General features: G+C 63.9%; 25 protein-coding genes and 1 pseudogene. 9 read left to right on the forward strand and 17 right to left on the reverse strand.

The window, feature by feature from the left end:
- Positions 1-98 precede the first annotated feature (98 nt).
- A complete protein-coding gene (locus AZG88_RS03135) occupies positions 99-302 on the reverse strand; it encodes a hypothetical protein (RefSeq protein WP_037179176.1) in 204 nt (67 codons plus the stop codon).
- A gap of 542 nt (positions 303-844) precedes the next feature.
- On the opposite strand from AZG88_RS03135, the gene AZG88_RS03140 reads away from it, so the two are divergent.
- The 8 genes from AZG88_RS03140 (at position 845) to AZG88_RS03175 (ending at position 6,125) form a co-directional block, all read left to right on the forward strand.
- A complete protein-coding gene (locus AZG88_RS03140; protein ID WP_005241050.1) occupies positions 845-1,192 on the forward strand; it encodes a hypothetical protein in 348 nt (115 codons plus the stop codon).
- Between the two features lie 786 nt (positions 1,193-1,978).
- Positions 1,979-2,392, forward strand: a complete 414-nt coding sequence (locus AZG88_RS03145; RefSeq protein WP_061045209.1) for a hypothetical protein — start codon at positions 1,979-1,981, stop codon at positions 2,390-2,392.
- A 105-nt stretch (positions 2,393-2,497) separates the two neighbouring features.
- A complete protein-coding gene (locus tag AZG88_RS03150) occupies positions 2,498-2,953 on the forward strand; it encodes a hypothetical protein (protein WP_061696995.1) in 456 nt (151 codons plus the stop codon).
- Complete coding sequence (locus AZG88_RS03155) at positions 2,950-3,597, forward strand: hypothetical protein (protein WP_005241058.1); 648 nt, start codon at positions 2,950-2,952, stop codon at positions 3,595-3,597. Before AZG88_RS03150 ends, AZG88_RS03155 begins: the two co-directional genes overlap by 4 nt.
- Before the next feature lie 10 nt (positions 3,598-3,607).
- Entirely contained in the window at positions 3,608-4,141 is a 534-nt protein-coding gene (locus tag AZG88_RS03160; RefSeq protein ID WP_061045207.1) for a hypothetical protein, read from the forward strand.
- A gap of 52 nt (positions 4,142-4,193) precedes the next feature.
- On the forward strand, positions 4,194-4,898 hold the full coding sequence (locus AZG88_RS03165; RefSeq protein ID WP_061045206.1) for a hypothetical protein: 705 nt from the start codon (positions 4,194-4,196) through the stop codon (positions 4,896-4,898).
- On the forward strand, positions 4,898-5,545 hold the full coding sequence (locus tag AZG88_RS03170) for a hypothetical protein (protein ID WP_061696996.1): 648 nt from the start codon (positions 4,898-4,900) through the stop codon (positions 5,543-5,545). Before AZG88_RS03165 ends, AZG88_RS03170 begins: the two co-directional genes overlap by 1 nt.
- Before the next feature lie 55 nt (positions 5,546-5,600).
- Positions 5,601-6,125, forward strand: a complete 525-nt coding sequence (locus AZG88_RS03175; protein WP_025432432.1) for a hypothetical protein — start codon at positions 5,601-5,603, stop codon at positions 6,123-6,125.
- A 184-nt stretch (positions 6,126-6,309) separates the two neighbouring features.
- On the opposite strand, the gene AZG88_RS03180 is transcribed toward AZG88_RS03175, so the two are convergent.
- From AZG88_RS03180 to AZG88_RS51460, 3 genes and pseudogenes are all read right to left on the reverse strand, one after another.
- Complete coding sequence (locus AZG88_RS03180; RefSeq protein ID WP_187300158.1) at positions 6,310-7,191, reverse strand: phytanoyl-CoA dioxygenase family protein; 882 nt, start codon at positions 7,189-7,191, stop codon at positions 6,310-6,312.
- A 301-nt stretch (positions 7,192-7,492) separates the two neighbouring features.
- A pseudogene (locus tag AZG88_RS03185) lies at positions 7,493-8,176 on the reverse strand (enoyl-CoA hydratase-related protein).
- Positions 8,177-8,459: 283 nt separating this feature from the next.
- Positions 8,460-8,603 carry a hypothetical protein gene (locus tag AZG88_RS51460; protein ID WP_009760382.1) on the reverse strand — a complete coding sequence of 48 codons (144 nt, stop codon included), beginning with the start codon at positions 8,601-8,603 and terminating at the stop codon, positions 8,460-8,462.
- 903 nt (positions 8,604-9,506) lie between these two features.
- On the opposite strand from AZG88_RS51460, the gene AZG88_RS54925 reads away from it, so the two are divergent.
- Entirely contained in the window at positions 9,507-9,629 is a 123-nt protein-coding gene (locus AZG88_RS54925; protein ID WP_257014416.1) for a hypothetical protein, read from the forward strand.
- A gap of 845 nt (positions 9,630-10,474) precedes the next feature.
- Here the strand turns inward: AZG88_RS54925 and AZG88_RS03195 are convergent.
- The 13 genes from AZG88_RS03195 to isoI all read right to left on the reverse strand — a co-directional run bounded on the left by AZG88_RS03195 (position 10,475) and on the right by isoI (position 22,962).
- Positions 10,475-11,479 (reverse strand): helix-turn-helix transcriptional regulator, encoded by a 1,005-nt coding sequence (locus AZG88_RS03195; RefSeq protein ID WP_143548646.1) that lies wholly within the window; start codon positions 11,477-11,479, stop codon positions 10,475-10,477.
- Positions 11,480-11,520: 41 nt separating this feature from the next.
- Entirely contained in the window at positions 11,521-12,951 is a 1,431-nt protein-coding gene (locus AZG88_RS03200) for an FAD-dependent oxidoreductase (RefSeq protein WP_061696997.1), read from the reverse strand.
- Positions 12,948-13,997: a glutathione synthase gene (gene gshB / locus AZG88_RS03205; protein WP_082833217.1), complete on the reverse strand. Its 1,050-nt coding sequence runs from the start codon at positions 13,995-13,997 to the stop codon at positions 12,948-12,950. Before gshB ends, AZG88_RS03200 begins: the two co-directional genes overlap by 4 nt.
- The gene (locus AZG88_RS03210) at positions 13,994-15,376 is read right to left on the reverse strand and encodes an aldehyde dehydrogenase family protein (protein WP_061696998.1); all 1,383 of its coding nucleotides are present in this window, start codon (positions 15,374-15,376) and stop codon (positions 13,994-13,996) included. The genes gshB and AZG88_RS03210 overlap by 4 nt, the downstream gene beginning before the upstream one ends.
- 35 nt (positions 15,377-15,411) lie before the next feature.
- Positions 15,412-16,449, reverse strand: a complete 1,038-nt coding sequence (gene isoF / locus AZG88_RS03215; protein WP_025432435.1) for an isoprene monooxygenase reductase — start codon at positions 16,447-16,449, stop codon at positions 15,412-15,414.
- A gap of 11 nt (positions 16,450-16,460) precedes the next feature.
- On the reverse strand, positions 16,461-17,483 hold the full coding sequence (gene isoE / locus AZG88_RS03220) for an isoprene monooxygenase oxygenase subunit beta (RefSeq protein ID WP_005241084.1): 1,023 nt from the start codon (positions 17,481-17,483) through the stop codon (positions 16,461-16,463).
- The gene (isoD, locus tag AZG88_RS03225; protein ID WP_025432436.1) at positions 17,480-17,812 is read right to left on the reverse strand and encodes an isoprene monooxygenase effector protein; all 333 of its coding nucleotides are present in this window, start codon (positions 17,810-17,812) and stop codon (positions 17,480-17,482) included. Before isoD ends, isoE begins: the two co-directional genes overlap by 4 nt.
- An 18-nt stretch (positions 17,813-17,830) precedes the next feature.
- On the reverse strand, positions 17,831-18,175 hold the full coding sequence (isoC, locus tag AZG88_RS03230) for an isoprene monooxygenase ferredoxin (RefSeq protein ID WP_005241088.1): 345 nt from the start codon (positions 18,173-18,175) through the stop codon (positions 17,831-17,833).
- Positions 18,168-18,452: an isoprene monooxygenase oxygenase subunit gamma gene (gene isoB, locus AZG88_RS03235; protein ID WP_061696999.1), complete on the reverse strand. Its 285-nt coding sequence runs from the start codon at positions 18,450-18,452 to the stop codon at positions 18,168-18,170. The genes isoC and isoB overlap by 8 nt, the downstream gene beginning before the upstream one ends.
- Positions 18,453-18,490: 38 nt before the next feature.
- Complete coding sequence (gene isoA / locus AZG88_RS03240; protein ID WP_061045201.1) at positions 18,491-20,014, reverse strand: isoprene monooxygenase oxygenase subunit alpha; 1,524 nt, start codon at positions 20,012-20,014, stop codon at positions 18,491-18,493.
- A 61-nt stretch (positions 20,015-20,075) separates the two neighbouring features.
- The gene (tadD, locus tag AZG88_RS03245) at positions 20,076-21,431 is read right to left on the reverse strand and encodes a non-phosphorylative glyceraldehyde 3-phosphate dehydrogenase TadD (RefSeq protein ID WP_156517414.1); all 1,356 of its coding nucleotides are present in this window, start codon (positions 21,429-21,431) and stop codon (positions 20,076-20,078) included.
- A 77-nt stretch (positions 21,432-21,508) separates the two neighbouring features.
- The gene (locus tag AZG88_RS03250; protein ID WP_061045199.1) at positions 21,509-22,210 is read right to left on the reverse strand and encodes a glutathione S-transferase family protein; all 702 of its coding nucleotides are present in this window, start codon (positions 22,208-22,210) and stop codon (positions 21,509-21,511) included.
- A gap of 35 nt (positions 22,211-22,245) precedes the next feature.
- A complete protein-coding gene (gene isoI / locus AZG88_RS03255) occupies positions 22,246-22,962 on the reverse strand; it encodes an iIsoprene-epoxide--glutathione S-transferase (protein ID WP_061045198.1) in 717 nt (238 codons plus the stop codon).
- Positions 22,963-23,076 lie beyond the last annotated feature (114 nt).

The following is a 23,076-nucleotide window of genomic DNA, read 5'->3' on the forward strand; positions in this document are numbered from 1 at the left end:
CTGGGATGTCGACGGGTTGCGGTCGACGTCGGCCTGTCGGTCGCCGTCATCCGTCGACATGGAACGGCACGCCGCGCGGGCGGCGTCTCTGGGGCGCGTCATGGAGAAGGTCGGAGCATCACAGCTGCCGCGATGAGGCCGGCGAATGTCGCGGCGACGATCGCCGCGGTGGCGCCCAGTGAGTTGGTGACCATCCACGCGGGCATGGCTACGGATAGTGAGGCACCGGCACCGATGACTGGCTGTGTGAGGCGTTCTGTACCGCCGGGTATCCACTGCTTCATGGGTAGCGAGGGATGCATTCCATGCTCCTTTCGCAAGGATAGATGCAGGCGGTGGCGATGTCGGGTCCGATCGGCAGGGGCCGCCTGCGAGGTTTGTCTGTCTCCTCCGGTAACGATTAAGAGTGATTTGGATCACAATTGAGTTGCAGAGCTCGTTTGTACCGCATTCCTGTCGGGAGCGCCACTGGGCAACCGTCCATGTTCGGGAAGCCCCGAAACCGTCCGGTGTGACTCGCGGTAACCGACATCGACCGCGAGCGGGAATCTCTCCGCGTTGACGGGGTGCTGTGATCCGGATCGGAGAGTCGGACAATGAAGTGAGCCGCTGTCATCACAGATCGAGGTATGGACTTCATGTGGGGGAGGAGCTGGGGCCCAATACGATTGGCTCCGGTGCCTGCCTGGAGGGGTCGACGGTGGGCTTCGAGGCCGATGTCACGTGGCATGGCGATCCCGACGACAATCCACACGGCATGAGCGCTCCGCGGAAGGCGCGGATATCAACGACGGGACTTAAGACTCTATCCGCAAGTGCTTTCGTCGAGCTTACGATTCCGCGTGTGACACTCGGCTCCCTGTCCTTGGCCCTACTACGCGTGAACTACCGACTTGCGCGGCTTCCGCTGCAACTGTTCGAAGACGTGGCGGTGTCTCGGCTCGACGAACAGGAGCCGGTACGGCTCGCCTACGAGCAGATCCTGATCGACTGCGACCGTGCCGCGGCGTACCTGCTCAACGATGAGAACGCGGCCAGGCGCGCGGCCGAGCTGGAACGGCGGACCACGTCGGTACGACTGCTGATTGCCCGTGAACATCACCGCGTCCAGCGTCGTGGTGTGATCTTGCTCGATGAGCAGCGCGAGCGATTTCATCAACGCCGTCAGCAGGACGCGGGTCCGCCGACATGACGTGTGCCGGTTTCGCCGTTACGGTGGTGCGCGGTCAGCACGATCGACCGGTGAGCCGACGGGCCCGGGTGGGGCGTAGCGAAGTTTCGCGCATCATCAGGGCGCGCCGGCTGCGCTGACCTTCCACGTTTCATCCCGCTGAGCGTGCGCATCGCACATGACGTCCGTCGATCACCGACCATCGGTCCCCCATCTCGGTGATGCTAGAAAGTGGCGTTGATGGTGGTTTTGGGCAGGGTGGAGCGTACGGCGGGTCGCCGCCGCCCCGTCGGCTTCCATTTGGCGGGTTTCTCCTACTTTCACGTCCACCATGCTCTTGTGGATTACACACTGGTGAGGAGACGTGGACCAGTGCAGCGCTGATTCGGTGGCGGAATGTGCGACGAGTCAGCAGGATTCCTCTACTCGTGTCGGGCGCTCCGGATGCCTGGCACAGGTGCGCGTGGGCGTTCGTCGGTCGAGGCGCACCGTGACCCGTCGCCGACCGAGCCAGTTGCCGCACCTGAACGAGGGTTGATCGTCCGGCTCCGGATCCACCTTTGACCTCGTTGTATTCCGGTGGTGTCGCTCTCTGCGGTTCGATTCGGGAGACCGTTCATGCCGCAAAAGCTGACAGGAATTGGTAATTGACGAGTGAAAAATCAATGCCTACGGTAATTCTGGATGTGAGCGGTATCACTCGGGAATGTCGTGTGGTGATGTACGCCAGCACCGAGTCGCCATCCGAGCGAAATGCGCATTTGCACAATCCCTTTGAGGCAGAGTCATTGAACAGGAGTCGAACCGATGAGCGACAAGCTGAAGTTTTTCTCGCAGGAGTGGTGTGAACTGGCGCTCGGGGCCGTCAACGCGAACGCGGACGTATACAAGGGGTTCAAAGACCCCGATTCGTTCACCAACCGCATGGAGTTCGGCACCATCGGCAAAGACGATGTGGCCTGCCATATCGAGTGGGAGAAGGCCAAGATCGTCTCCTGGACGATCCGCAAGTTCGACGAGAGCGACCTGTGGTTGAAGATCAACGGGACCCTCGAGACGTGGCAGCGCGCAGCCGAGGGCGACGCAGAGGGCGGAAAACTGTTGCTGGCCGGAAAGGTCAAATTCGCCAAGGGGCCGATGTCGGCGGCCATCGAGAATGCTGGAGCCTTCAACAATTTCCTGTTGTCGTGGGGTCAGGTGCCCACGGACTGGGACGTGTGACCCACTAGCAAACGGCCCGTGTGGGACTCGCGTGTTCTCCAGGCGAGTCCCGCGCAGGGGCCGATAGGACATCTCGCTGACCCCTGCTGTGAAAGGCCATGATCGATGACCACTGTTGAAATTGAGACATACCCGGTAACTCTGTACGACGGGGACGACGCGAACGGCGTCGCCAGCATCGTCGGGATGCTGATCGGGCAGAACGTCGAGAACTTTCCGTCCCGAGTCAAGTTCGCACGTAAGATCTCCCGGCCGGTGTCGATCTACAGCACCGACACCGACAGCGCCTGCACGATCGTGTTCGGCACCGACGCGGCAATTGTCTACAACGACATCGTGGGTCGGCCGAGCGTCACCATCAGTGCCAGCGTGGACCAGATCCTAGATGTGTCACAGTTGCCTATGAAAGCCGGCGGGTTGATCCCGGTGGGCTTCTTCACCAACCGTGGGATGAAGGTGCTCGGCGGAATCCTCACGCACAAGCTCGTGGTGAAGGGTCTTCTCACACACACGCTGACGGCGTTGCGCACTGTCGCGCTGGTCTCGGTTGTCGAGTCATGACGGCGATTTCGAGCCGGAACCGGCACACCCTCGATAGCGAGGCCACCATGCCGATCGCATCTCCCGATGAGATCGCACCGGACGGATTCGCCGATCCGCCGCGGCGCGGCTCGACCACAACGAATGTGGCGCGCGTGCTCATGGTTCTCGCGCTGATTCCAGTGGGTGCGTTATACCTGTATCCCCGGATCTACGACTTGACGGCCACGCCCTATCGGCTCGACCAGGCGGTGGTGTCCGCCGGCAACTACAACCCGGCCCTGGATCAGATTGTCGAGCACGAGAAGGTCACGCTGGCCGCGTTCGACGCGCTCGAGAAGATGAAGGCGTCACTGGCGAGTGTCCTGAGCACCGATGCGGCCGTGACGGCGGAACTGAACACCCTCACCGGGCAGATCACCGGCGACGTGCAGAAGACCCTCGACCTCGCCGGTGCGAACGTGACCGATCTCGTCGCCTCGCTGGATACGTTGACCGCGCACATCAGCTCACTGCAGGCGCCGGTCGACGGCGCCACTGCGGCTGTCGCCGGCGACCGCGCCACCTTGGACGCAATCCTCGCCGACGCACGATCAACCGCCGCGAAGGTCCACAGCGCCCGCCTGTCGGCGGAAGAATCCGCGAACGACCTGTCTGGAAAGTAGGATAAGAACCTTGATTTTCTTCGGACGCCGCGGCGGACCGGCGCGCCTGGTCCTGTCGATCGTCGCGGTCGGGGTTCTCGGCCTGCTCACCTTCGTCGTGTTCAACCTGAACACCCGACTCGACAACCAGCAACGCGCCAACGAAACGAGCATCACCGCCTCCCAAGGCATCGTCGACGTCAACGACCGACTGACCAAGCAACTCGCACAATTGACCGAACTGACCCACACCGCGCAGACCGCACTCGATGCGACCGCCGCGCTCGGGCCGCTGCTGACCAGACTCGATGAAGCGATCGCCCCGGCAGCGCAGATGCTTGCCAGCAGCACCGACGGGGCGCAGTTGACGAACGATCAGCTGACCAACATCCAGGGCATTCTCGGGGAAGTTCAAAACACTGTGCTCCCGCTCGTGGACTCGGCGCAAGCGTTCGGTGATCAGGGCCGCCAATTGTTGGCCATCGTTCAGGGGCTCGTCAGCGACCTGCAGGGCTCGGTGGCGGCCGCGCAGACCATCAACCAGATGCTTCCGCTCCCGGGCTGAGCCCCACTTCGCTCCTCCAACCGATCTGTACCTACTCTCGACTGGACGTGACATGCAGCAGGGCACCGACTTACCGGACGAGGCGTACCCGCGCCGAGGCCTGGCCGGACTTCAGCGACTCGACATCCCAGCATCGGCGCTGCCATATCGAAAGGGCTTACTCCCCTACCGACTGGACATATCCACCACTGCGACACCGAGTTCCAGCGGGTTCGCCGTAGCCACCGAATGGATGGGCCGCCTCGCCGCGGTTCTGGCTGTGGTCCTGTTCGGGCTCGTGTTGGCGGCCATCCACAAGGGCCAGCTCGTGCAGGACAGCGCGCGCACGATCGTGGACAACTTCCGGCTGACCAACGAGTACTTCGCCCAACGGGCAGATCTCACCGCCCCGGCGACGGCCCATAGGCAACTCGATGAATTGGCGGGGGTGTTGGCCCAGCTCAATACCGCAACTGCCGCCGACGTCGAGCACCTGGCTGCCTTGCTGCCGGATGCACGAGCGTTGCTCGCCGCCGGTCAGGGCGACACCGCGATCGCCGGACAGCTCGAGACCGTCGCCACCACGTTGCAGGGCTCCGCAGCGTCGCTGCATCAAATTTCGGCGGACGCGAACACCACCGTGAGCGATGTGAACAACGAGCTCACCACGGCGATCGATCTTGTGAATGCACTCAACGCGGAGCTGACGCGGACGACGAACAAACTCGCGCTGGTTCCCGAACAGGGAGCCTTAATTCCAGCACCGGGGGGGAACTGATGATCACCAAGAAGGCATGGCTCGGCGTAGTGCTCGGGCTGGGGCTCGCGCCCGCCGTGCTGCTCTGCGCCGTCAACGGGTTTCTTCCCGGACTCGACGACGTGGTCGACCCCCTGGGACGACCGTCGCAGCTGAGTCTCGAGGTCATCGATTCCGCCGGCCAGTTCGACACATTGACCTCGATTCTCGTTCCCAAACACGCCCGGCTGGCCTCCGACATCCAGGCGTTGGACCCGCTGGCCAACGACCTGGAAGGCCTGACAACCAAGGCCGGAGAGCTGACGGGACAATCCAAGACACTCAATGCCTCCACCGGCACAGTCAGCACGATCGCGGAGCCCCTGCCGGGCCTGGTCGCGAACGTGACCGACCGCGCCAACCAAGCGAGCCCGACGGTGGCGGGACTGTCGACGGCGGTCGGCTCGGTCACCACGCAACTCGAGGCCATCAACACCGGACTGACCACGATCGAAGGCACCCTGGGCACGCTCGGCCCCAAGGCCACCGCCATCGCCGCGACCCTCGCGAACGTCGAGGAAGAAGCCCGGCACATCCAGGAACTCGGGCCGCTGCTCGCGGTAGTCGGGCCCCCGGTCAATTCCCTGAACCTCCCCCCTCTCGGCGTCGCGACCACCCCCACCCCCTAAACGCTCGGACTGGTCAGGAAATGACACGGAACGAGTGAAAGGCAGAACACACACCATGTTTCGGCTCTCCTGGGCGATTGCCCTGGCATTCACCATCGCACTCCTATGCGGCATTCTCATCGTCACACGAGACTTGAGCATCACCAACGACATCTTCAAAGACGGTGTCAATCAAGCGAAAACCGTGGACAAGACCACCAACGACGCACTGTCCGGGGCGATGGAATTGCCTCCGGCGAACGCCGCCATCAACCAGGGCCTTCCAGAAGTCGTCGGGGTGCTCGACTCCCTCACCCGCGCTGACCAGACCCTCGGGGATCTCGGCACCCAACTCCAGGCGCTCGGTGACGCCCTGAAATCCGCAGACGCCCCTCTCGGCGGGATCATCAACGCGGGTGCATCTGCAACCGATCAGGCAAATGCCGCCGCCGTTCCAGCGGGGCAAATCGTGCACACCCTGGCGGACGCCGACGCGAAAGTTCAAGCACTCGCCCCCTTGTTGGACCGATCACTCGCCCTGGGGCAAACGATCGACCAGAAACTGCGGATCGCGCTGATCCTGCCGGTTATCGGAAACTGACACGACACCGATACAGGTGAGCGACACGACCTCGGATACTCCGGGCAGAGAGTCGGAGTATCCGGGGCGGTGTGAATCTGGGCTTGATGCCTCGGTCCACATGTGGTCGGGAGTTGGCTGAGCCACCACCGGGCACGTGATCAGCTATCGCTTCGTGGGAGACGGCAGGTGGTGCCGGAACCTCTCAGTCATGGCGCGGGTTCTGCCACACAACGGGGAACAGGTCGCCGCCGATCGGGGAGCCGGGGGTCATCGGCGGGACAGAGAACCCGCCGATGTCGGCAATGTGGTCGAAGCTGGTGCCCGGCCTCGGATCCCAGACGACTTCGTCGCCGGCGAAGATCGTTGTTACGGCACGGCGGGGGCGACTGGAATGGTTGGCGGGCGATCCGTGGACGGTCTTGGGATGGTGCAGTAGCGCATCGCCCGGCTCGGCGTCACCGATGAACCATTCATGGCGGTCGTAGTCGGCGGAGAAATCGGGTAGTTCAGGGTAGGGCGAACGTTGATAAACGGCAGCAACCTCAGGATTGCCGCTGAAACTGCGGGGTCGGTAGACCGGACCGAGGTGTGAGCCTTTCAGGTAGTGAACGGCACCGTTGTCGGTCGTGACGGTGTCGAGCGGGACCCAGATACGGAAGTACTGATCGCCGTCGATAGGCAGATAGGCGTAGTCCTGGTGGAAGGGCGCACCCTCGACCGCCCCCGGCTCCTGCGCGAACACCTGGTCGTAGAAGAACCGCAGCGACCTCACTGCAGGATGGATCTGGCGGGCAATGTTCTTGGTCGGTCCGCACAGAGCCCAGGCGTCGAACGCCGAGTCGACGAAGCGAGGAAAGGCCTGGGAGAAGAAGCGAGGCTGACCCGGGGACGTGTAGTTCTGAGAGGTGGCGTGAACGTCGGTCATCAGCCGATCCACCGCGGTCCGGAGGTAGTCGATCCACGACGGAGCGATCACGGCCTCGAGGCGAGTAACTCCATTGGCAACGAAGTCCGCTCGCTCCTCGTCGGTGATCTCGCGGAGCAGTCCCTCTGTGGGGTGGTCGATATGATGTTGGGTGGTCATTGGCATTCCTTTGCAGGTGGTGACCGCGGCAGCGCGGCGGGACATCGTGATAGCGGCGTTTCCGCCCCGGGCAGTGATGTCGCGGAACGGTGCCTACCGGGACGGTCCTTCTGATTACACAGAGGCGGAGCAGGGTGGCGGTGGCCGTCCGCGTGATCATCGGGGAATCTGCAACGAGTCAGCAGAATCGTTGTGCCCGCATGGCGCGCGCGGACCTGGTGATGCTCTGCGGAGTGAGAAACCGGCCGTGGCGCGATGAATGGCCGGGCGGGGTGGGACGCGACAGAGGCCCCGTCGGCACTCAGCGGTGGATGAGGGTCGGCGCGCGCGTCTCGAAGAACGCGGACACGCCTTCCTTCTGATCGTCGGGTCCGAACGCCGAATGGAAAGCCCGCCGTTCGTAGCGCAATCCCTCGCCGAGAGTGGTCTCGAAGGAATGATTGACTGCTTCCTTCGCCAGCATCGCGACCGGTAACGACATCGATGCGATCGCCTCGGCGATACCTGCGCCTCGCCGAGCAGTTGCTCGGCGGGAACGATACGGCTGACCAGTCCGGAGCGCTCGACCTCCACCGCGTCCATAGTGCGTCCCGTCAGTAGTAGGTCCATGGCCTTGCCTTGCCGATTGCCCGCGTAAGGCGCTGTGAGCCAACGCGACCGGGAATCACGCCCGACCTCGGGCTGGCCGAATCTCGGGTATCAGCGGCGATGACCAAGTCGCACATCATCGCCACCTTGCAGGCGCCGCCGAGCGCATTCCGGCTACGGCAGCGATGGTCGGCTTACGTACCGCCGCCAACCGTTCCCAACCTGCGAGAAAGTCGCTGGCGAACATATCGATGTAGGTTCGGGGACGCATCTCCTTGATGTCGGCGCCGGCCGCGAGCATCGCAGTGTTGAGGGCGTTGAGCGCCTTGGTCCGGTTCAGTGTGACCGTACCGACCCGCCCGGTACGCTCGAGCAGGATCGTGTCGAACTCGTTCACCGCTGTTCCTTTCGGTCCATCTTGATTGTGGCCTGTGTTGAGCTTGTGAAAATGTCGATGTCATGGCGGTCAGAAGCCGCGGCGCTCCGTCATCCTGTGTTGGTCGGAACGTTGGCAGAGTGCATCCACGCGCGCTCGCGCAGGGGGCTGCCGAATCCTGCGCAGCAGCATGTCGGCGGGCCCGGCCGGTGAACCGGGCCAGGAGGTCAGCCGCGGCTTCGGACTGCGGGCAGAGAAACCGGAACTCATGCGGCCTACTACTGGTAGCTGCGGTGCGGCTTGGTCATCGGGCGGTGAGCACCGCCGCAACACCTACCGCCGCTGCGATCACGATCACCGACCAGAGGATCAGATCCCACAGTCGGCATTGTGATCCGGGCTCGTCCCCGCGGATGGCCGGCGCCACCAACTCTGACTGTCTTTTCATTCGTACACACCTCACGACCCGTCGACTGGTCCGGACCGGAAGTCGCATGACGCAGCAGCGCGCCCTGGGGTCTGTTGGCATGGTCCGGTATTGCATCCGACCGACCGGGCGTCCTGATTGCTGTGCCAGTTCTGCTGGGCTAGCATCTGCCTGAAGAAACCTTTCACTACTCAGAAAGTTTATACGGTGAATAATTGACTGGCGATCTTTTCACTCCTATGATTATGTGATCCACAACACAATGTTGGGATCGGGTGCAGGCCCGGCAGGACGATCGGATGCACAGAAGAGGCGCGACCAATGGACGCGACAGACGAATTTTTCAGCTGGACCTCACGGCGAACCGTCATCGGGGCGGGGCATCGAGCCTCGACAGCGTCGGGACTGCTACGGGTCCAAGGTGATACGGCGGGAGATCTGCTACAGCGCGGCCTGGACGTCAGACTCGTGGTTGCCGGGCGCCACTGCCGATTGATTACCTTCACCCATGACGGCGACGACTACGTCGTAGTGATCATCGGTTCGGTACGCCGCCGACGCGACGTGCCCATCCGGGCGGTCGACGAGGAATCGTTACTGGTAGATGCGAGCCGGAGTGCAACGTCAGCGGAAATACTGATCGGGATCCCGATCGATCCGAGGACCGCACATCCCGAGCGGTGCCGCGAACGAATGCTGGCTTCGCAGCTGTGCCAAGGCGGCCCGATCCGGCAGATGCTCAGTGTGACGGGGGTTCACTCGGTTCTGGTGCCGATGCTGGCGCCCGCCAATTACGCGGCGTAACCGCCTGTCCGTCCCAATGCCCATGCTTGCTTCGGCGAATCACCGGGGCGGCAGGCGCGGGGGCAGCGCCGTGCAGCAACTAACTCACACGATCCCATTGGGGACAGAGAGCAGACTTTCGTGCCATTCTTGGAGAAGTTCTTCACCGCGATTCTCACTCTGACCGGCGCCACCTTCGGCGGCTGGCCTCTGGGCGAGGACGAGGATTCAGAGGCCGACGCACTCTGGTGGGAACAGGAATGATCGAGCCGGGCTGGGCTGTGCAGCTGGCGCAGGAGTACATATAGCCGACTGCGGCAGAGCAATCGGCCGTTGATCTCGCCGGAGCTCCGGTGGATCGATGGTGTAGCGGGCGTTCAGTATTCGAGACCCCGGCATCGCATTCCTCGGTGTGTGAGGCGTCTGAGTGGTCCTCGGTTGGGATCTCTTGTCGAGGGCTGACCGGACTTCCACCACTCACCCCAGCCCTCGCCCGCGTGGGCACCGCATGGCGTGGGGGTGAGTGCACTAGAGCACTCACCCCCACTCCCGCCGGCCGATCGCACCTCCTTTCAGGGGACGGCGAGCGAACTTTCGCGGGGCCTCGGCTGGGGGCGATTGGTCTCACGAAAGCCAGCCCGAGCACGCCGGCGGCCACCGAGGCCGCGCCCGGAACAAGGAACCACAGGGTCCGGGTGGTCGTCGCCGTATGGGAAGTGGGAATACCGGATGCCAATTGGAACCTCCCGACGTTCCCTTCGATGCCGCCGACAAGTCCCTGGAAGCGGGGGAGTGCGGTGTTGAGAGCTCTGACGCCGGTGGCCACGTCGGGGCAATTCTGCGACAGGAAGTTCTGGAACTGCGCCGGGTCCATCTTCAAGGCTCCCGCGAGCGCTGGGAGTGTCTGCTCGTACAAATGATCGGACATGGCTACCACCTCCAGAACGATCTTCTTCGCCGGATTTTAGATCTCCCCATTCTTTGAGTTCGGCTCCGCAGCAACTGTTTTAGTTCGGAAGTCTGCCCAGATTCAGTGCCGCACAGATTGTGTCGTATGAGATGCGTAGCGGCGTCAGATCGACCGTACGATATCCGCCGGCCTTCGCGTATCAGTTGCCTGCGGGAGAGTGCGCTATTTCTGCTGTTCTGGCGTGGGTGCCGTCCTGACGGTCGAGGGCCTCCAGTGCATCGCAGGAGTACTTCCCGTTCGCATATTCGCGGGGTGTGACTGCGTACCGGCGCTTGAACTCTGTAATGAAGTGGGACGCGCTCGAATAGCCCACGGCGCGTGCAACTTCGCTCACACTGATGCCGGAACGGGAGATGAGCATGCGTCGAGCAGCGGCCAGCCGCTCGGATTTGAGGAACTGGTAGGGACTCACGCCGATCGTCGCACGGAAGGTATGCGCAAACGCCGACTCACTAAGCTGAACCTCCCGCGCGATGTCGCTCACACTCATCGATTCAGTGAGATGAGACCTGATGTACTCGATCGCCGCCCGCGTAGGATCGACGTCGGACTCGCGTGAGGCAACCTCGAGCGGATCCTGACAGTTGACGATCTGCAGAAGGCGATACACGATCTCCTGCAAACAGATCGGTGCGAGCACTCGCTCGTCCAACTCGCCATCGAGTGCATGAAGGAACCGGAGAACGGAGTGGAGTAGTCGCGCATCGACACCGAAGGTGCCGCTGCACTGATTGCCACCCGCACGGCCACGCCGGGCCATCGGCACCGCCGCGGCATCGCTGACCAAGACATCCGTCGAGATGCGGCGAATGATCGCCGCGTCGATCTGCAGAAACATCGCGAGGAAGGGATGGTCGGCGGAGGCCGCGACTACTTCGATCGCGGGGCACAGACGGTCCGTGAAGACGACTCCCTCGAGTGGGCCGCATCCGTGCGCGGTGCGATCGATGTCCACGGACAGTCGCCCCTGGGCGACGAGACCGAAGGTGACGCCATGGGCCGGCTCCCACGAATACGGACCCGGCTCCTCGAACCGGCAGACGGTCACCCCCGGCCGCGCCTCCCGGGCCCCGATCCCACCGGCCCAACAGTTCAGTTCGACGAGCAGGTCTTCCATCGGCATCGGCTCAGGCACACGGTCCACAACTGTGCCTTCCGTCCCGAAGCGGTGCTGGTTCGGCGCGGTCACATCCGATCCGACAATCGGCGGGCGGCGAGCTGAATCGCTTCCCACACGGTGGCGAACGGTGGGGCATACGAGAGATCCATCGCGGCAAGGTCGTCGACGCTCATCTCGCCCCACAGCACCGCGGCCGCAGTGTCGATCCTCTTGGCCGACTGAGCCCCGCCCACGATCTGCACACCGAGCAACCGGCGCGTACGACGGTCGGCGATGATCTTGGTGGCGATCGGTGATCGCTCCGGCATATATCCACTCGCCGTGCCGCCGACAGTGACCAGAGACTCCACGTCGTACCCCGCCTCGGTCGCCTCCTGAGTACCGAGGCCTGTGCGGGCGACCTCCACGTGAGTGCCGGCGGACACGAACCGGGTAATGGCGGTGCCCAGAACACCAGGGAACTCGTGCGATCCGCCAACCGTGTTGTACCCACAGATACGACCCTGCTTGTTCGCGTGGGTGCCCAGGGGCGCGAGGACGTACTTCCCCCGGATTCGGTCGATGACCTCGCAGCAGTCCCCGGCCGCCCATACGCCCTCGGCGACCTCTTGCCGCTCGTTGGGCAAGTAGCCGCCGCGTTCGCCGATGGGCAATCCGGCGGCCACGCCGAGTTCGGTGGCCGGGCGCACACCGAGTCCGAGGACGACGACGTCGGTGGGGTAGACCTGTCCGTTACTGCCGGTGACCGACCGAACGTGGCCGTCGACGCTGTCGATGTCGATATCGGCGACCGTGGTGTTCGTCACGACGTCGACTCCGCCTGCTTGAACGGTCTCGCGCACCCTCTCACTCATATCGCTGTCGAGGCTGCTCATCACAGCACTGCGCGTCAGGAGGGTGGTGCTGAATCCGCGTTGCACCATCGCTTCGGCCATTTCGACGCCGATGTACCCGCCGCCCACCACCACCGCGCGGCGGCGGATGGCTATTCCGCCGCGTGCCCGGCGGGAGACGAGATCGAGCCAGTGCCGGGCATGATCGAGATCCTTGACCGGGTGCACACCTCCCACAAGCTCACCGCCGTCGGTCACCGCCCACTCCGGGATGATCGGATGGGCACCGGTGGCGAGGACAAGCTTGTCGAATCGAACAACTTCCTCCTCACCTCCAGCGTTGTGGGCGTAGGTGACCGTCCGAGTATCGAGGTCGATCTGTGTTGCGGTGACGTTCATCCGGAGGTCCACCCCCATCGCCCGATGCTTCTCGGGAGTGCGAGCGCTCAATTCGTCGGTCGTGCCGACCGTCCCGGACACCAGGTACGGGATGCCGCAGGCAGAATACGAGGTGTCGGAGGTCTTCTCGAGCGCGATCACATCGACGTCGCGTCCCGCGGCTTTCGCGCTGCGCAGCGCCTGATGGGCCGCGCTCATACCCGCGGCGTCGGCGCCGATGACGACGATTTGCTCGCGCTGTTTCGGTGGGACCGCCCTGCTCATCGCATCTCCGTCATGGTTGTGCACCGGGCAACCGCCCATTCGATCGTGTCGGCTGCCAGGCGGGTGCCGCTGAGCGCATCGATCTCGCGGATTCCTGTTGGGCTGGTGACATTCACTTCGGTGAGCCTGTCTCCGATGATGTCGATTCCGACGAACACGAGTCCGCGCCTGACGAGCTCGGGTCCGAGTGTGTTGCAGATTTCACGATCGCGGGCGGTCACGGTGTCGCGCACGACGCGTGCACCGGTGGCCATGTTGCACCGGAATTCATCGCCGGCGCCGCCGGTCTCGACGAGTCGGCGGACGGATCCGATCGGCTGACCGTCGAGGACGATCACGCGACGGTCGCCCGCTGTCTCCGCCTCCGGAATGTACTGCTGGACGACCACGTGTTGGCCACCGCGGACGGTGGCGGTGTCGAGTATCGAGTGCAGGTTCGGGTCATGCGGTCGCAGGAGCATGATGCCACGGCCGGCCATGCCGTCGGTGGGTTTGAGAACTGCGGTGCCCCAGGAATGCACGGCTTCGACTATTTCGTCTCTGTCCGCGGAGACGAGGGTGGGGGGACCCAATTCGGGCATCCGCAGGGCGAACAACTTCTCGTTCGCGTCGCGGAGCCCGGCAGGGGAATTGATCAGCAGCGTCGTGGTGGGATCGACCAAGTCGAGGATGAAGGTGGCACGAAGGTAGTTGCTGTCGACCGGAGGGTCGGTCCGCATGAAGATCGCCGATACCTCGTCGAGAGGGAGGCGGCGGGATGCGCCACTGGTGTACCAGTCGGTGTCGGCGATCCACTTGTCTTCGCTCAAGACCGCAGGCCGTAACGTCACCTCCCGGCAACGGGCGAATGCGCGCCCTCGATCGATGCCGAGCTCACCGATCGTTGTGGTCAACACGCGATGGCCGGCCAGCTGCGCTTCCTCCATCAAGGCGATGGTGGTGTCGTGCGCGGGTGCCAGTCCGGCAAGGGGATCGGTGATGAACACGAAGTCCAACCGAAGCCCAGAGCGGGCCTGCGGGTCGTCGAGCACCGGCGGCCAGCTCATGACGCCACCTCGCCGGTAGTGCGATGCGCCGACTCCCCTGTCCAGGCGGCCGGTACCAGGCCGCTGTACATGGCGCTCTGCGGTCCCTGGTCGCGGGCGGCGACCCCGAACCGGGTGCGATCGTCGGCGGAGTCGTCCCCCCAGATCGATGCGTAGCCGTCACGATGGCGCCGAGCGTCGAATACCCTGTCGAGGTCGGCGAGGGTGTCCCAATGGACGATGGTGAGCACGGGTCCCAGTGGTTCACGGGAGTGGGCCAGCGCCTTTGCCGCAGCCTTCGACGTCGCGTCGCCGAGATCGACGACCGTGGTGGGCAGCCGCCACCCCATTCGATGCCTGATGTCATCGGGAATCGTTCCCCCCAGCAGTACCCGCCCGCCGCCGGCGTCCAACTCGTCGATCCGGTCGAAGGCCCGCCGCCGGATGGGTTCGCTGGGCAGGGGAGCGGCACGATTGTTGAAGCGGGTCAGCTGGCCGAGAACCGCGGCGATGGCATTCTTGGCGACGTCCCGGTGCACCGCGACGGTGTGCAGACCGAATGGTCCGCCCGCGTTGTGCACCCGAACGGCTTCCGCGATGGCGGAGGCCATCGCCGCGAATTTGTCATTCGCGAGGCCGGGGTAGACGATCGCGGCGTTGCCGCCACCGGTCAGGGTCCGCAGGGGCACCTGTGTCCGGCGTTCAGCTCGGCTGGCCCGGCTCACGGTGGACTCGTTCGCCCGCACGTGCAGCGTCCCGAGTGCGGTACTACTGATGAGGGCGGCGCCGACGTCGACGCCGGTGCCCTGCACGATATTGAGAACGCCGGCCGGAAATCCGAGCCGGTCCGCGATGAACGCGACCGCCACCGGTGACAAGGGGCCGCGCAGCGACGGCTTGATCACAACGGTGTTTCCGGCGGCCAGTGCCGGGAAAACATTCAGGAGCATCTCCGAGAACGGTGCCCCCCACGACAGGACGTGCCCGGAGATGCCTGCGGGTGTGGGCCGTGGGTGCAGGACCTCCCGGGTGAGGATCGCGCGAGCGATCCTCAATGTCGATTCGATACCGGCGAGCGAATCGGCGTATCCGAGACCTGTCTCGGTCGACTGCAGGCGTGCCAGCTCGGGTGCCGCCTCGGCGAGCCGGTGCAGCAACAGAGCCAACAGCTGGTCCCGGGTGTGTAGCTCGGACCACGGCCCCGACAGCGCGTCACCGGCGGCCGAAATCGCCCGATCGACGTCGAATCGCGACGAGAGGGGCACAACCGCGGTGATCGTGCTGTCGGAGGGGTTCCGGATCTCGTACTCGTAAGGCGCGGCCGGAAACACCCACCTTCCGTCGATGAGGTTACGTGCGTAGTGCTCATCGGTCGGTAGTTCGATGGTTTCCAGCAACATGATGGATCCTTCCGAGTTCGAGAGGGGGACTGCGTTCAGGCGATGAAACGGTCGAAGAACAGCCGGTCCGCGGAGGCCCCACGCTCGCGTACCAGCGCTCGCAACGCCGCGTCGACCATTCCGGCAGGGCCGGCGAGATAGATGTCGTGCTCACTGAGATCGGTCCAGTCTTCGGCGACGTGGTCGATCACCCGCCCTACCCGGGAATCGTCAAACACGTCCCAACCCGATGGCTCATTGCCGGCGAGGTCGGGATCTTCGACCGAGACGGCGACACGGGCACCCAATTCGTTCAAGCGGGCGAGCCGATCGAGAAGAACGATGTCCCCGGCCATACGCGCACCGATGTACAGGTCTACCCGCCGCGCCCGGTTCTCGACGAGAAGTTCCTCGGTGATCGCGAGGATCGGTGCCAGCCCGGTGCCGCCCGCAATACACACCGCCGGACGCTCGGACCCCGGTTGTGCGTATGCACGCCCATAGGGTCCTTCGACCAGGATTTCCTCGCCCACCTGGACCTTTTCGAAGAGCCAACTCGATGCCGCGCCGCCGGGCTTGGCGCGGATGATGAATTCCACGGTGGTGGAGCCGGCACCGTCGGCGGGGTGCGCCATCGAGTAGGCCCGCCGAACCCCGTCCGGTGATTCCAGCAGCATGAACTGCCCCGGCAGGAAGTCGATGGGTGAGCTGAAGTCGAGGGTGAACAGAGCGGTATCGGGGGTCAGCGCTTCGCGGCCCAGGAGTCGGGAAGTCACACGCTCGGGCACTGCCTCTCGACTCACCGTCGGCCCGTCGAGTATCGGTGCCTTGACTGTGCAGTTGGCCGTGGGAATCGATTGGCACATCAGGATCCGATTGCCGCGTCGGCGATCACGTTCGGAGAGCCCAGCGGCGTCGGGCCAGAGGTTCTTGACCTCCCCGTCCACGAGTTGCGCGCGGCAACTGCCGCATCCACCGCTGGCGCATTCGTAGGGCAGGGCCAGTCCGGCCCGGAGGCCGGCCCGAAGAAGTGTCTCTTCGGGCCCGCACGTCACCGGTCCCTCGTACCCACTGAAGTTCACTGTGACAGTCATGGTCTCAGATCTCAATCGGATTCGGCCCGCAGACCGACGGAGTCGAGGAACGAGTGCCAGTCCTGGCGGACAGCGGAAGCAATCTCGTCCGCGGACGCCCCACTCGGTGACGCGACGATCCGGGCACCGGCCCCGATCATCTCGTTCCCGCGTGCGGACCATTCACTCAAATGACCCTGAAGCACATCCAGATTGCCGGGATCGGCGGTGACGAGGAATTCGACCAAGGCCGCCGACCAGCGCTGACTCCGCAAGCTGTCACGCCAGAGGTTCTCCAGAATCAGCGAGTCCAATCGCGCCCCGACCCGGGCGGTTTGACGCCGGAGCTGGACGAGGAAGAGCTGATCCGCAATGGCCTTGGTCACCAGATTGGTCGCGACGAATGCTCGGTCCCAATCGAATTCCACCAGGGCCCATTCGAATGCGGCCCGAATCGGCTGCCAGTCGGGGCGCTCGGTCCAGAATTCCTTCTCCGCGGTGCCGAAGCCGCGTTCGGGATGCGTCAGCTGCAGTTGGGTGGTGCGGTACGCGGTGAGCTGCACCCGGCGGAGCTGGTCCGCGGTCTGGAAAGCGGCACAGTTGGCGACATAGCTGCTGATCGCGAGCTGCTGAACGTAGGCGGACAGCATCTGCTGGCTGTGCGCGACGTACCGCGTCGGGGTCAGGGCCCGCACCAGCAGGGTCAGTGCCTCATCGGAAAGCGTCTCGTCGGAGCCTTCGCCGTCGAACTGGGCGATCAAACCCTCGACGTACGTCTCCTGATCGTCTTGGTCGGCAACATAACTGCCGTAGGTGACGGTATCGGGATCCCTGAAGGCATCCCAGTCGGCGACCGTCAATTTCATCGAGTCACGGTGCTCGCGCAGCCACACGTTTCCGTGAACGTCCGGTCCCATTTCGAGTGGCACGGGCCCGGTGGTGTGGTTCATGTTGTGCGTGAGCACTTCGTACTCGGTGGGCCGTCGCCCGAGGTTGCCGAACGCACTCCAGGTCTTGAGCCCGCGTGAACGGGACCGCGGTGTCTTGTTGGTCATGACTTCTCCTGTCCGGAGTTCTGGTAGAACCAGACGTATTCATCGGTGCGAGTCTTGAGGCGCCCCTTGAACGAGGGCATGTCGATCTCGAGCGCGGCCAGCTGATAACTCTGTCCGAAGTGCTTTTCCAGGCTCGACTGCGTCAGGCGGCACGCTCCGCGTGTGTGGATGCGGACGTAGTCCTCGCGGTCGAGCACCAGCACGTCCTGTCCCGGGTTGTCCTCCTCGATCGCATCGATCACCGCCTCCGCAAGGTTTCCGGCCCGGATGACCGGACCCACAAGGTCGGGGGACGACTCGTCCGAGGCATCCATGTCGACAATGGTCATGAGTGTGAACTCCTACGGTCAGTGATGCGCCGCGGCCGGCGACTTGAGGCGAACTTGAATGACACCGTCCACGATTCGGACGTCGTGCTTGTGCAGACAGGTGTCTCGGGGATTGACCCCGGAACCGGTCAGCGCGTCGAACTGCCACTCGTGTGCGCGGCAGGTGACGACACCGTTCTCGAATTCCCCCTCGACCAGCGAGATGCTCTGGTGTGGGCAGATTCCGTCGTATGCGCGGACCTCACCGTTCACCTTCACCAAGAGCACTTCGTCGTCTCCGACGTCGAACGATTCCATCTCGTCGTCCCACAGTTCGTCCTCGGCGACCAGGTCGACGAAGTCGTTGCCGGGCTCGTCAGCCATTGGAACCCACCTGCTCTCGGAAGCGAACGTCGACCCATTGCAGCGGTGGGATCGTGCGGGTGCCGAGTAACTCGCCGAGGGTGGCGTCGGACGTCATCACGGTGCCGTTCACGAGCACGTCGTATCCCGGGCTCACCTCGGGTTTCGGGACCCGCCGGCCCACCGAATGCGCCGCGACCTTGCGGGCGATCTGATCCCAGGTGTCGTCGGTGTCCACGGCCACGAGGACTGGGACGAAATCGCCGACGAAACGGCCGGTAATGGGAAACGGTGCCATATCAGTTCTTCTCCTTGCCGATCGAGTGAAGTCCGAGCTCAGATCGAGATCGGTTCGCGTTCAACGGATTCCTCCGCCGGTGCGGGCTTCGAGGGAAGATAGTCCTTCGCCCAGGCGTAGTCGTACACATCGTCTCCCATCACGTCCGGGGTCAAACCCATGTAGAGCAGCCCACCGGCGAGGTCGGCCGGGAGAATCTGGCCGTCGATGAAGCGGTCGATGAAGTTCTGGTGGCCGGCGTAGCGCTCGGGGTCCTGCTCGAAGCACCACTTGGAGATCTCGGAATCGAAGTGGTAGAGCCGACCCTTGTAGGTCATGCTGTGGTCGGCGAGATCGTGCCGGGAGAACGCCGATCCCAACGGGAGCTGGGTGAGGTTGCACAGCGCCGGCAACGTGTCCGGCAGAGTGTCCTCGATCCGATCATCGTTGACGTTCTTGATGATCTCGTCCCACATCACACCCCAGTTCTCTTCCCAGGTGGGGTACTTCTCCCGCAGCCAGTCCCGTTCATCCTTCGAAACGCCGGCATTCGGCTTCCAGAACAGCGTCGGGCGCCAGAACCAGGTCCCCAGGTGCATGGCGTGATGACCGTTCTCGAGCGAGTACAGGAACTGGTCCCAATACCAGGGCTTCTTCAGCCCGTAGTCCTCGAGGATCCGTTCGTGGTGGTTGACGATCCACTCGAGCATGAACTCCTTGAAGCTCATCTTCCGCTGATCGAGGGGCGTGTAGTAATCCATCGCCGGCCCGGTCAACGTCTGGAACAGCCGGGTGGACCGCCAGAAGGCGACATCGAGTGCCTTCTGCGCGCGGGCCGGGTCGTGCTCCATCAGGATGGACAGGGTGGGGAAACCCTGCTGAGCGTGGCGTGCCTCATCGGTTTGGATGGAGGACAACAGGTTCGACCAGTTGATGTCGCCGGCAGCCATGGCGTCGGCGGCCAATGCGACGAACTGGACGTTGGTGAATCCGTGTTCGACGGTCAGGCTCGTCGCCAGCGCGGCCTCGACGCAGTCGGCGTTGAGCATCGCATCGTCGAAGAAGTTCTTCACCGCCAGGACACCCCACTCCTTGGTGTGGAACGCCTTCTGCGACCAGTCGAAACGCGGATCCTGCTTGAGCAGATCGTGGGAGAAACGCAGATCGAGCTGGGCGTGACGGGTTTCGTCGAGCATCCCGAAGACCCCGAGATTGCGCCAGCGCGGGGTCGGCGCGAACCGGCAGAATCGGCTCTGCATGGTCACCGCCATGTGCTCGACCATGCACGTGGTGCCCATGTGCAGATGCGATGCGGCGACGTGCGCGGGATCGAGCTTCTCGTAGGTGCCGGAACGCACCAGGGCGCTGCTGACGGCCTTGACGCCCGACTCCTTCTCACGCTGGATCCGGACGTAGTCGCGGTACGACACCCGGAACGGTTCGTCCCACTTGTCCCAGGCGTCCTTCGGTACGTCCCCCGCACCGCTCCAACTCGTCGGGAACGCCACCGCCGGATCGACGTAGCTCAGTTCCCAGTCGAGGTCTCGCGAGATGTCGTACCAATCGTCCCGGTTCAGTAACATATTGTGCGCCTTCCATTGTGACGGTATGGGCGGTGGTCTTCTGGATGGTTCGGTTCAGCGGTCATCGTTTGACCCGCAGCACTCTGTAGTTGGTGTACTCGAGGACACCGTGGATGGACTGTTCGACTCCGAGGCCGGACTGCTTGACGCCTCCGAACGGAACATCGGAGGAGAGCATCGGGTGCTGGTTGACCCAGACCGTGCCCGCCTCGACCCGTTCGGCGACCTCGGTCGCGCGCTGTTCGTCGGAGGACCACACCGAGGCGCCGAGCGCGAGTTCGGAGTCGTTGGCCCGTGCGATCACATCATCGATGTCGGTGTAGGTCAGGATCGGCAGGACCGGGCCGAACTGTTCCTCGCGAACCAGGGGCACGGAGTCGTCGACCCCGCGCACCAAGGTGACTGGGTGGAAGTAGCCGGGGCCCTCGGGCACCTCACCGCGGAAGTACACGTCGGCGCCGCGGTTGGCCGCATCATCGACATAGCCACGCACCTTGGTGAACTGGGCGGCGTTCTGGACCGGGCCCATGTCGACTCCGTCGTCGAGTCCGTTGCCCACCTTCACCCCCTTGGCGACCTCGGCCAGAGCCTCTTCGATCGCGGGGGCGAGGTGCTGGGGCACGTAGAGGCGCTTGAGGCCCGCGCAGACCTGACCACAGTTCGACAGGGCGCCCCAGTACAGGTCCGCCGCGATCGACGCCACGTCGACGTCGTCGAGGACGATGCCGGGATCGTTGCCACCGAGTTCGAGGGTCAGGCGCTTGAGGGTCGCGCCGGCGCCCGCCATGATCGACTTCCCCGCGCGTTCGGACCCGGTGAACGTGATCTTGTCGATCCCGGTGTGAGCCGTCATCGCCCGGCCGAGGTCGTCGCCGCCGCTGAGCACCTGCAACACACCCGGGGGGAGGATCTGTTGCGCGAGCTCACCCAGGCGCAAGGTGGCCACCGGGGTCAGGGGTGAGGGTTTGACGATGATCGGGTTGCCGGTGATCAGGGCGGGGCCGATCTTCCACAGCGCCAGCAGGAGGGGATAGTTCCAGGCGGTGATCCCCCCGACGACACCGACCGGTGCGCGGTGCACCTCGATCAGCTCGTCGTCGTTGTCCCGGATGACCTCGACAGGAATGTCCCAGCTCGCATACCGCTCGAGACCACGCAGACCCGATTCGATCTCGCCGGCGGCCTTCGCCAACGGCTTTCCCTGTTCGAGGGTCACCAGACGGGCCAGTTCGTCGATGTTGGCACGCACGTGGTCGACCAGGCGAAGGACGATGCCTTGCCGGAAGGGGAGGTCGTGCGTAGCCCAGTTCTTGGCGGCGCGCCGAGCGGCAGAGACCGCGGCGTCCAGGTGCTCGACTCCGGCGTCCGGAACCTCGATGAAGGCCGACTCGGTGGCGGGGTTGATCACAGGGATCACCGCTGCGGTGGTCGTGATCTCTCCGTCGATGGTCAGCCCAGGTGGGGTGATGTTGGACAGAGAATCTGCGGCGATACTCATGGTTGACTTCCTTCCGGGCGGAAGAGGGTCTTGAACTGTTCCGCGCTGTAGACGTGGTTTCGGGCCTTCTCCTCGCGCGGGTCGGAGATCCGGACCTTGGCGGCGGGTCGGGCAGAAATACGGTTGGCCCACGCTTTGACGTTGGGGTAGTCGGCGACATCGACCCCGTGCCCGGCGGCCACCCGAGTCCACGGGAATGCCGCGATGTCCGCGATCGAGTACTCGCCGGCGAGGTACTCGCGATCAGCGAGCCGGTCATCCATGACGCGGTAGAGGCGGGCCACCTCGCCCGCGTAGCGGTTTCGGGCGTACGGGTTGTCGATTCCCTGCTTCGGGGCATGCGAGACGAAGTGGGCGGCTTGTCCGGCCATCGGTCCCTGGTTGGCCACCTGCCAGAACAGCCAGCACAACACTTCTTGGCGGGCGATCGGATCCTCGGGGAGCAGGCGACCAGTCTTCTCCGCCAGGTAGAGCAGGATGGCACCGGATTCGAAGATCGCCAAGCGCCGGCCACCGGGGCCATCGTGATCCACGATGGCCGGCACTTTGCTGTTCGGATTGATCTCGACGTACTCCGATTCGAACTGATCGCCCTCACTGATGTCGGTCCAGACGATCTGGTAGTCAAGTCCCAATTCCTCCAGCGCGATGAGCACCTTCCGCACGTTGGGGCTTGTGTAGTAGTAGAGATCAATCATCGAACGATGCTCCAAGACAGTCGATTACCGGCGAGTTAGATGTCGTACTGCTTGCGGATGCGGTCCATGTAGTCCACGAGGTTCGCTTTGGACTGGACATATCCGGATCCGAGCCACTGCTGCGGCTGGTCGGCGATGTGCCGCAGCGTCGAATACACCGAGGCGTCGATCGAATGCAACTTGTCGCCGAGGAAGAAGTCCTTGTCGGCCAGGAAGTCGGACAGGGCATCGATATCCGCCCGGAAGAACTCGACGACGACCTCCGCGCTACGCCGGCCCATACCCTGGCCGTCGAACTCGGTGAGGATCCGGCCCCGGAACCCGTCCAGGCCTTCGCGCATCTCCGGGGTCACCTCGGCGCCCTGAACGATGTACGGGATGTAGGTCTCCCACCCGCTGTCCTCACGCCAGCGCGGCTGGATGATGCCGCTCCAGTACAAGTGCTCCTCGATCAACCGGTTGAACGCGAGCGCCAGGGCAAGCTCCTGCTTGCTCAGATCCGCATCGAGCTTGTCGCCGTACTTGTCCTTCAGGTAGGCGATGATCGTGTTGGAGTCACCGACCTTGGTTCCGTCGCTGTCGACGATGTACGGCAGCTTGCCGTGGGGCGAGTCCTCGTCCAGGGTCGCCAGGTCCTGCGTCTTGTGCTCGAACTCGACACCCGTGAACTTCAGGTAGTTGACTACCTTCGTGACGTACGGGCTGATGTCCGGGATCCCCCAGGCGGGAACATATCCGTAGACGGTGATCATCGTGTGTGACGTCCTTCTGTCTCGATGGGATGGAGATTCACTGGCGAACAGGGTGCGAGCCGTTGCTCACCACTGCAGGAAGGTTCCGTCCGAGTGCTGGAACCGGCCCGCGTT

It is taken from the genome of Rhodococcus sp. LB1 (genome assembly GCF_001583455.1).
Lineage (GTDB): Bacteria > Actinomycetota > Actinomycetes > Mycobacteriales > Mycobacteriaceae > Rhodococcus_F > Rhodococcus_F opacus.

Coding starts and splice junctions, on each gene's coding strand:
- AZG88_RS03180 (WP_187300158.1), bottom strand. CDS start 7,191: ATGACCACCCAACATCATATCGACCACCCCACAGAGGGACTGCTCCGC.
- isoA (WP_061045201.1), bottom strand. CDS start 20,014: ATGTTACTGAACCGGGACGATTGGTACGACATCTCGCGAGACCTCGAC.
- gshB (WP_082833217.1), bottom strand. CDS start 13,997: ATGAGCTGGCCGCCGGTGCTCGACGACCCGCAGGCCCGCTCTGGGCTT.
- AZG88_RS51460 (WP_009760382.1), bottom strand. CDS start 8,603: ATGAAAAGACAGTCAGAGTTGGTGGCGCCGGCCATCCGCGGGGACGAG.
- AZG88_RS03170 (WP_061696996.1), top strand. CDS start 4,898: ATGATCACCAAGAAGGCATGGCTCGGCGTAGTGCTCGGGCTGGGGCTC.
- AZG88_RS03165 (WP_061045206.1), top strand. CDS start 4,194: ATGCAGCAGGGCACCGACTTACCGGACGAGGCGTACCCGCGCCGAGGC.
- AZG88_RS03200 (WP_061696997.1), bottom strand. CDS start 12,951: ATGAGCAGGGCGGTCCCACCGAAACAGCGCGAGCAAATCGTCGTCATC.
- AZG88_RS03135 (WP_037179176.1), bottom strand. CDS start 302: ATGCATCCCTCGCTACCCATGAAGCAGTGGATACCCGGCGGTACAGAA.
- isoF (WP_025432435.1), bottom strand. CDS start 16,449: ATGACTGTCACAGTGAACTTCAGTGGGTACGAGGGACCGGTGACGTGC.
- AZG88_RS03145 (WP_061045209.1), top strand. CDS start 1,979: ATGAGCGACAAGCTGAAGTTTTTCTCGCAGGAGTGGTGTGAACTGGCG.
- isoI (WP_061045198.1), bottom strand. CDS start 22,962: ATGATCACCGTCTACGGATATGTTCCCGCCTGGGGGATCCCGGACATC.
- AZG88_RS03175 (WP_025432432.1), top strand. CDS start 5,601: ATGTTTCGGCTCTCCTGGGCGATTGCCCTGGCATTCACCATCGCACTC.
- AZG88_RS03155 (WP_005241058.1), top strand. CDS start 2,950: ATGACGGCGATTTCGAGCCGGAACCGGCACACCCTCGATAGCGAGGCC.
- AZG88_RS03210 (WP_061696998.1), bottom strand. CDS start 15,376: ATGTTGCTGGAAACCATCGAACTACCGACCGATGAGCACTACGCACGT.
- isoB (WP_061696999.1), bottom strand. CDS start 18,452: ATGGCACCGTTTCCCATTACCGGCCGTTTCGTCGGCGATTTCGTCCCA.
- isoC (WP_005241088.1), bottom strand. CDS start 18,175: ATGGCTGACGAGCCCGGCAACGACTTCGTCGACCTGGTCGCCGAGGAC.
- AZG88_RS03150 (WP_061696995.1), top strand. CDS start 2,498: ATGACCACTGTTGAAATTGAGACATACCCGGTAACTCTGTACGACGGG.
- isoD (WP_025432436.1), bottom strand. CDS start 17,812: ATGACCATTGTCGACATGGATGCCTCGGACGAGTCGTCCCCCGACCTT.
- AZG88_RS03250 (WP_061045199.1), bottom strand. CDS start 22,210: ATGATTGATCTCTACTACTACACAAGCCCCAACGTGCGGAAGGTGCTC.
- isoE (WP_005241084.1), bottom strand. CDS start 17,483: ATGACCAACAAGACACCGCGGTCCCGTTCACGCGGGCTCAAGACCTGG.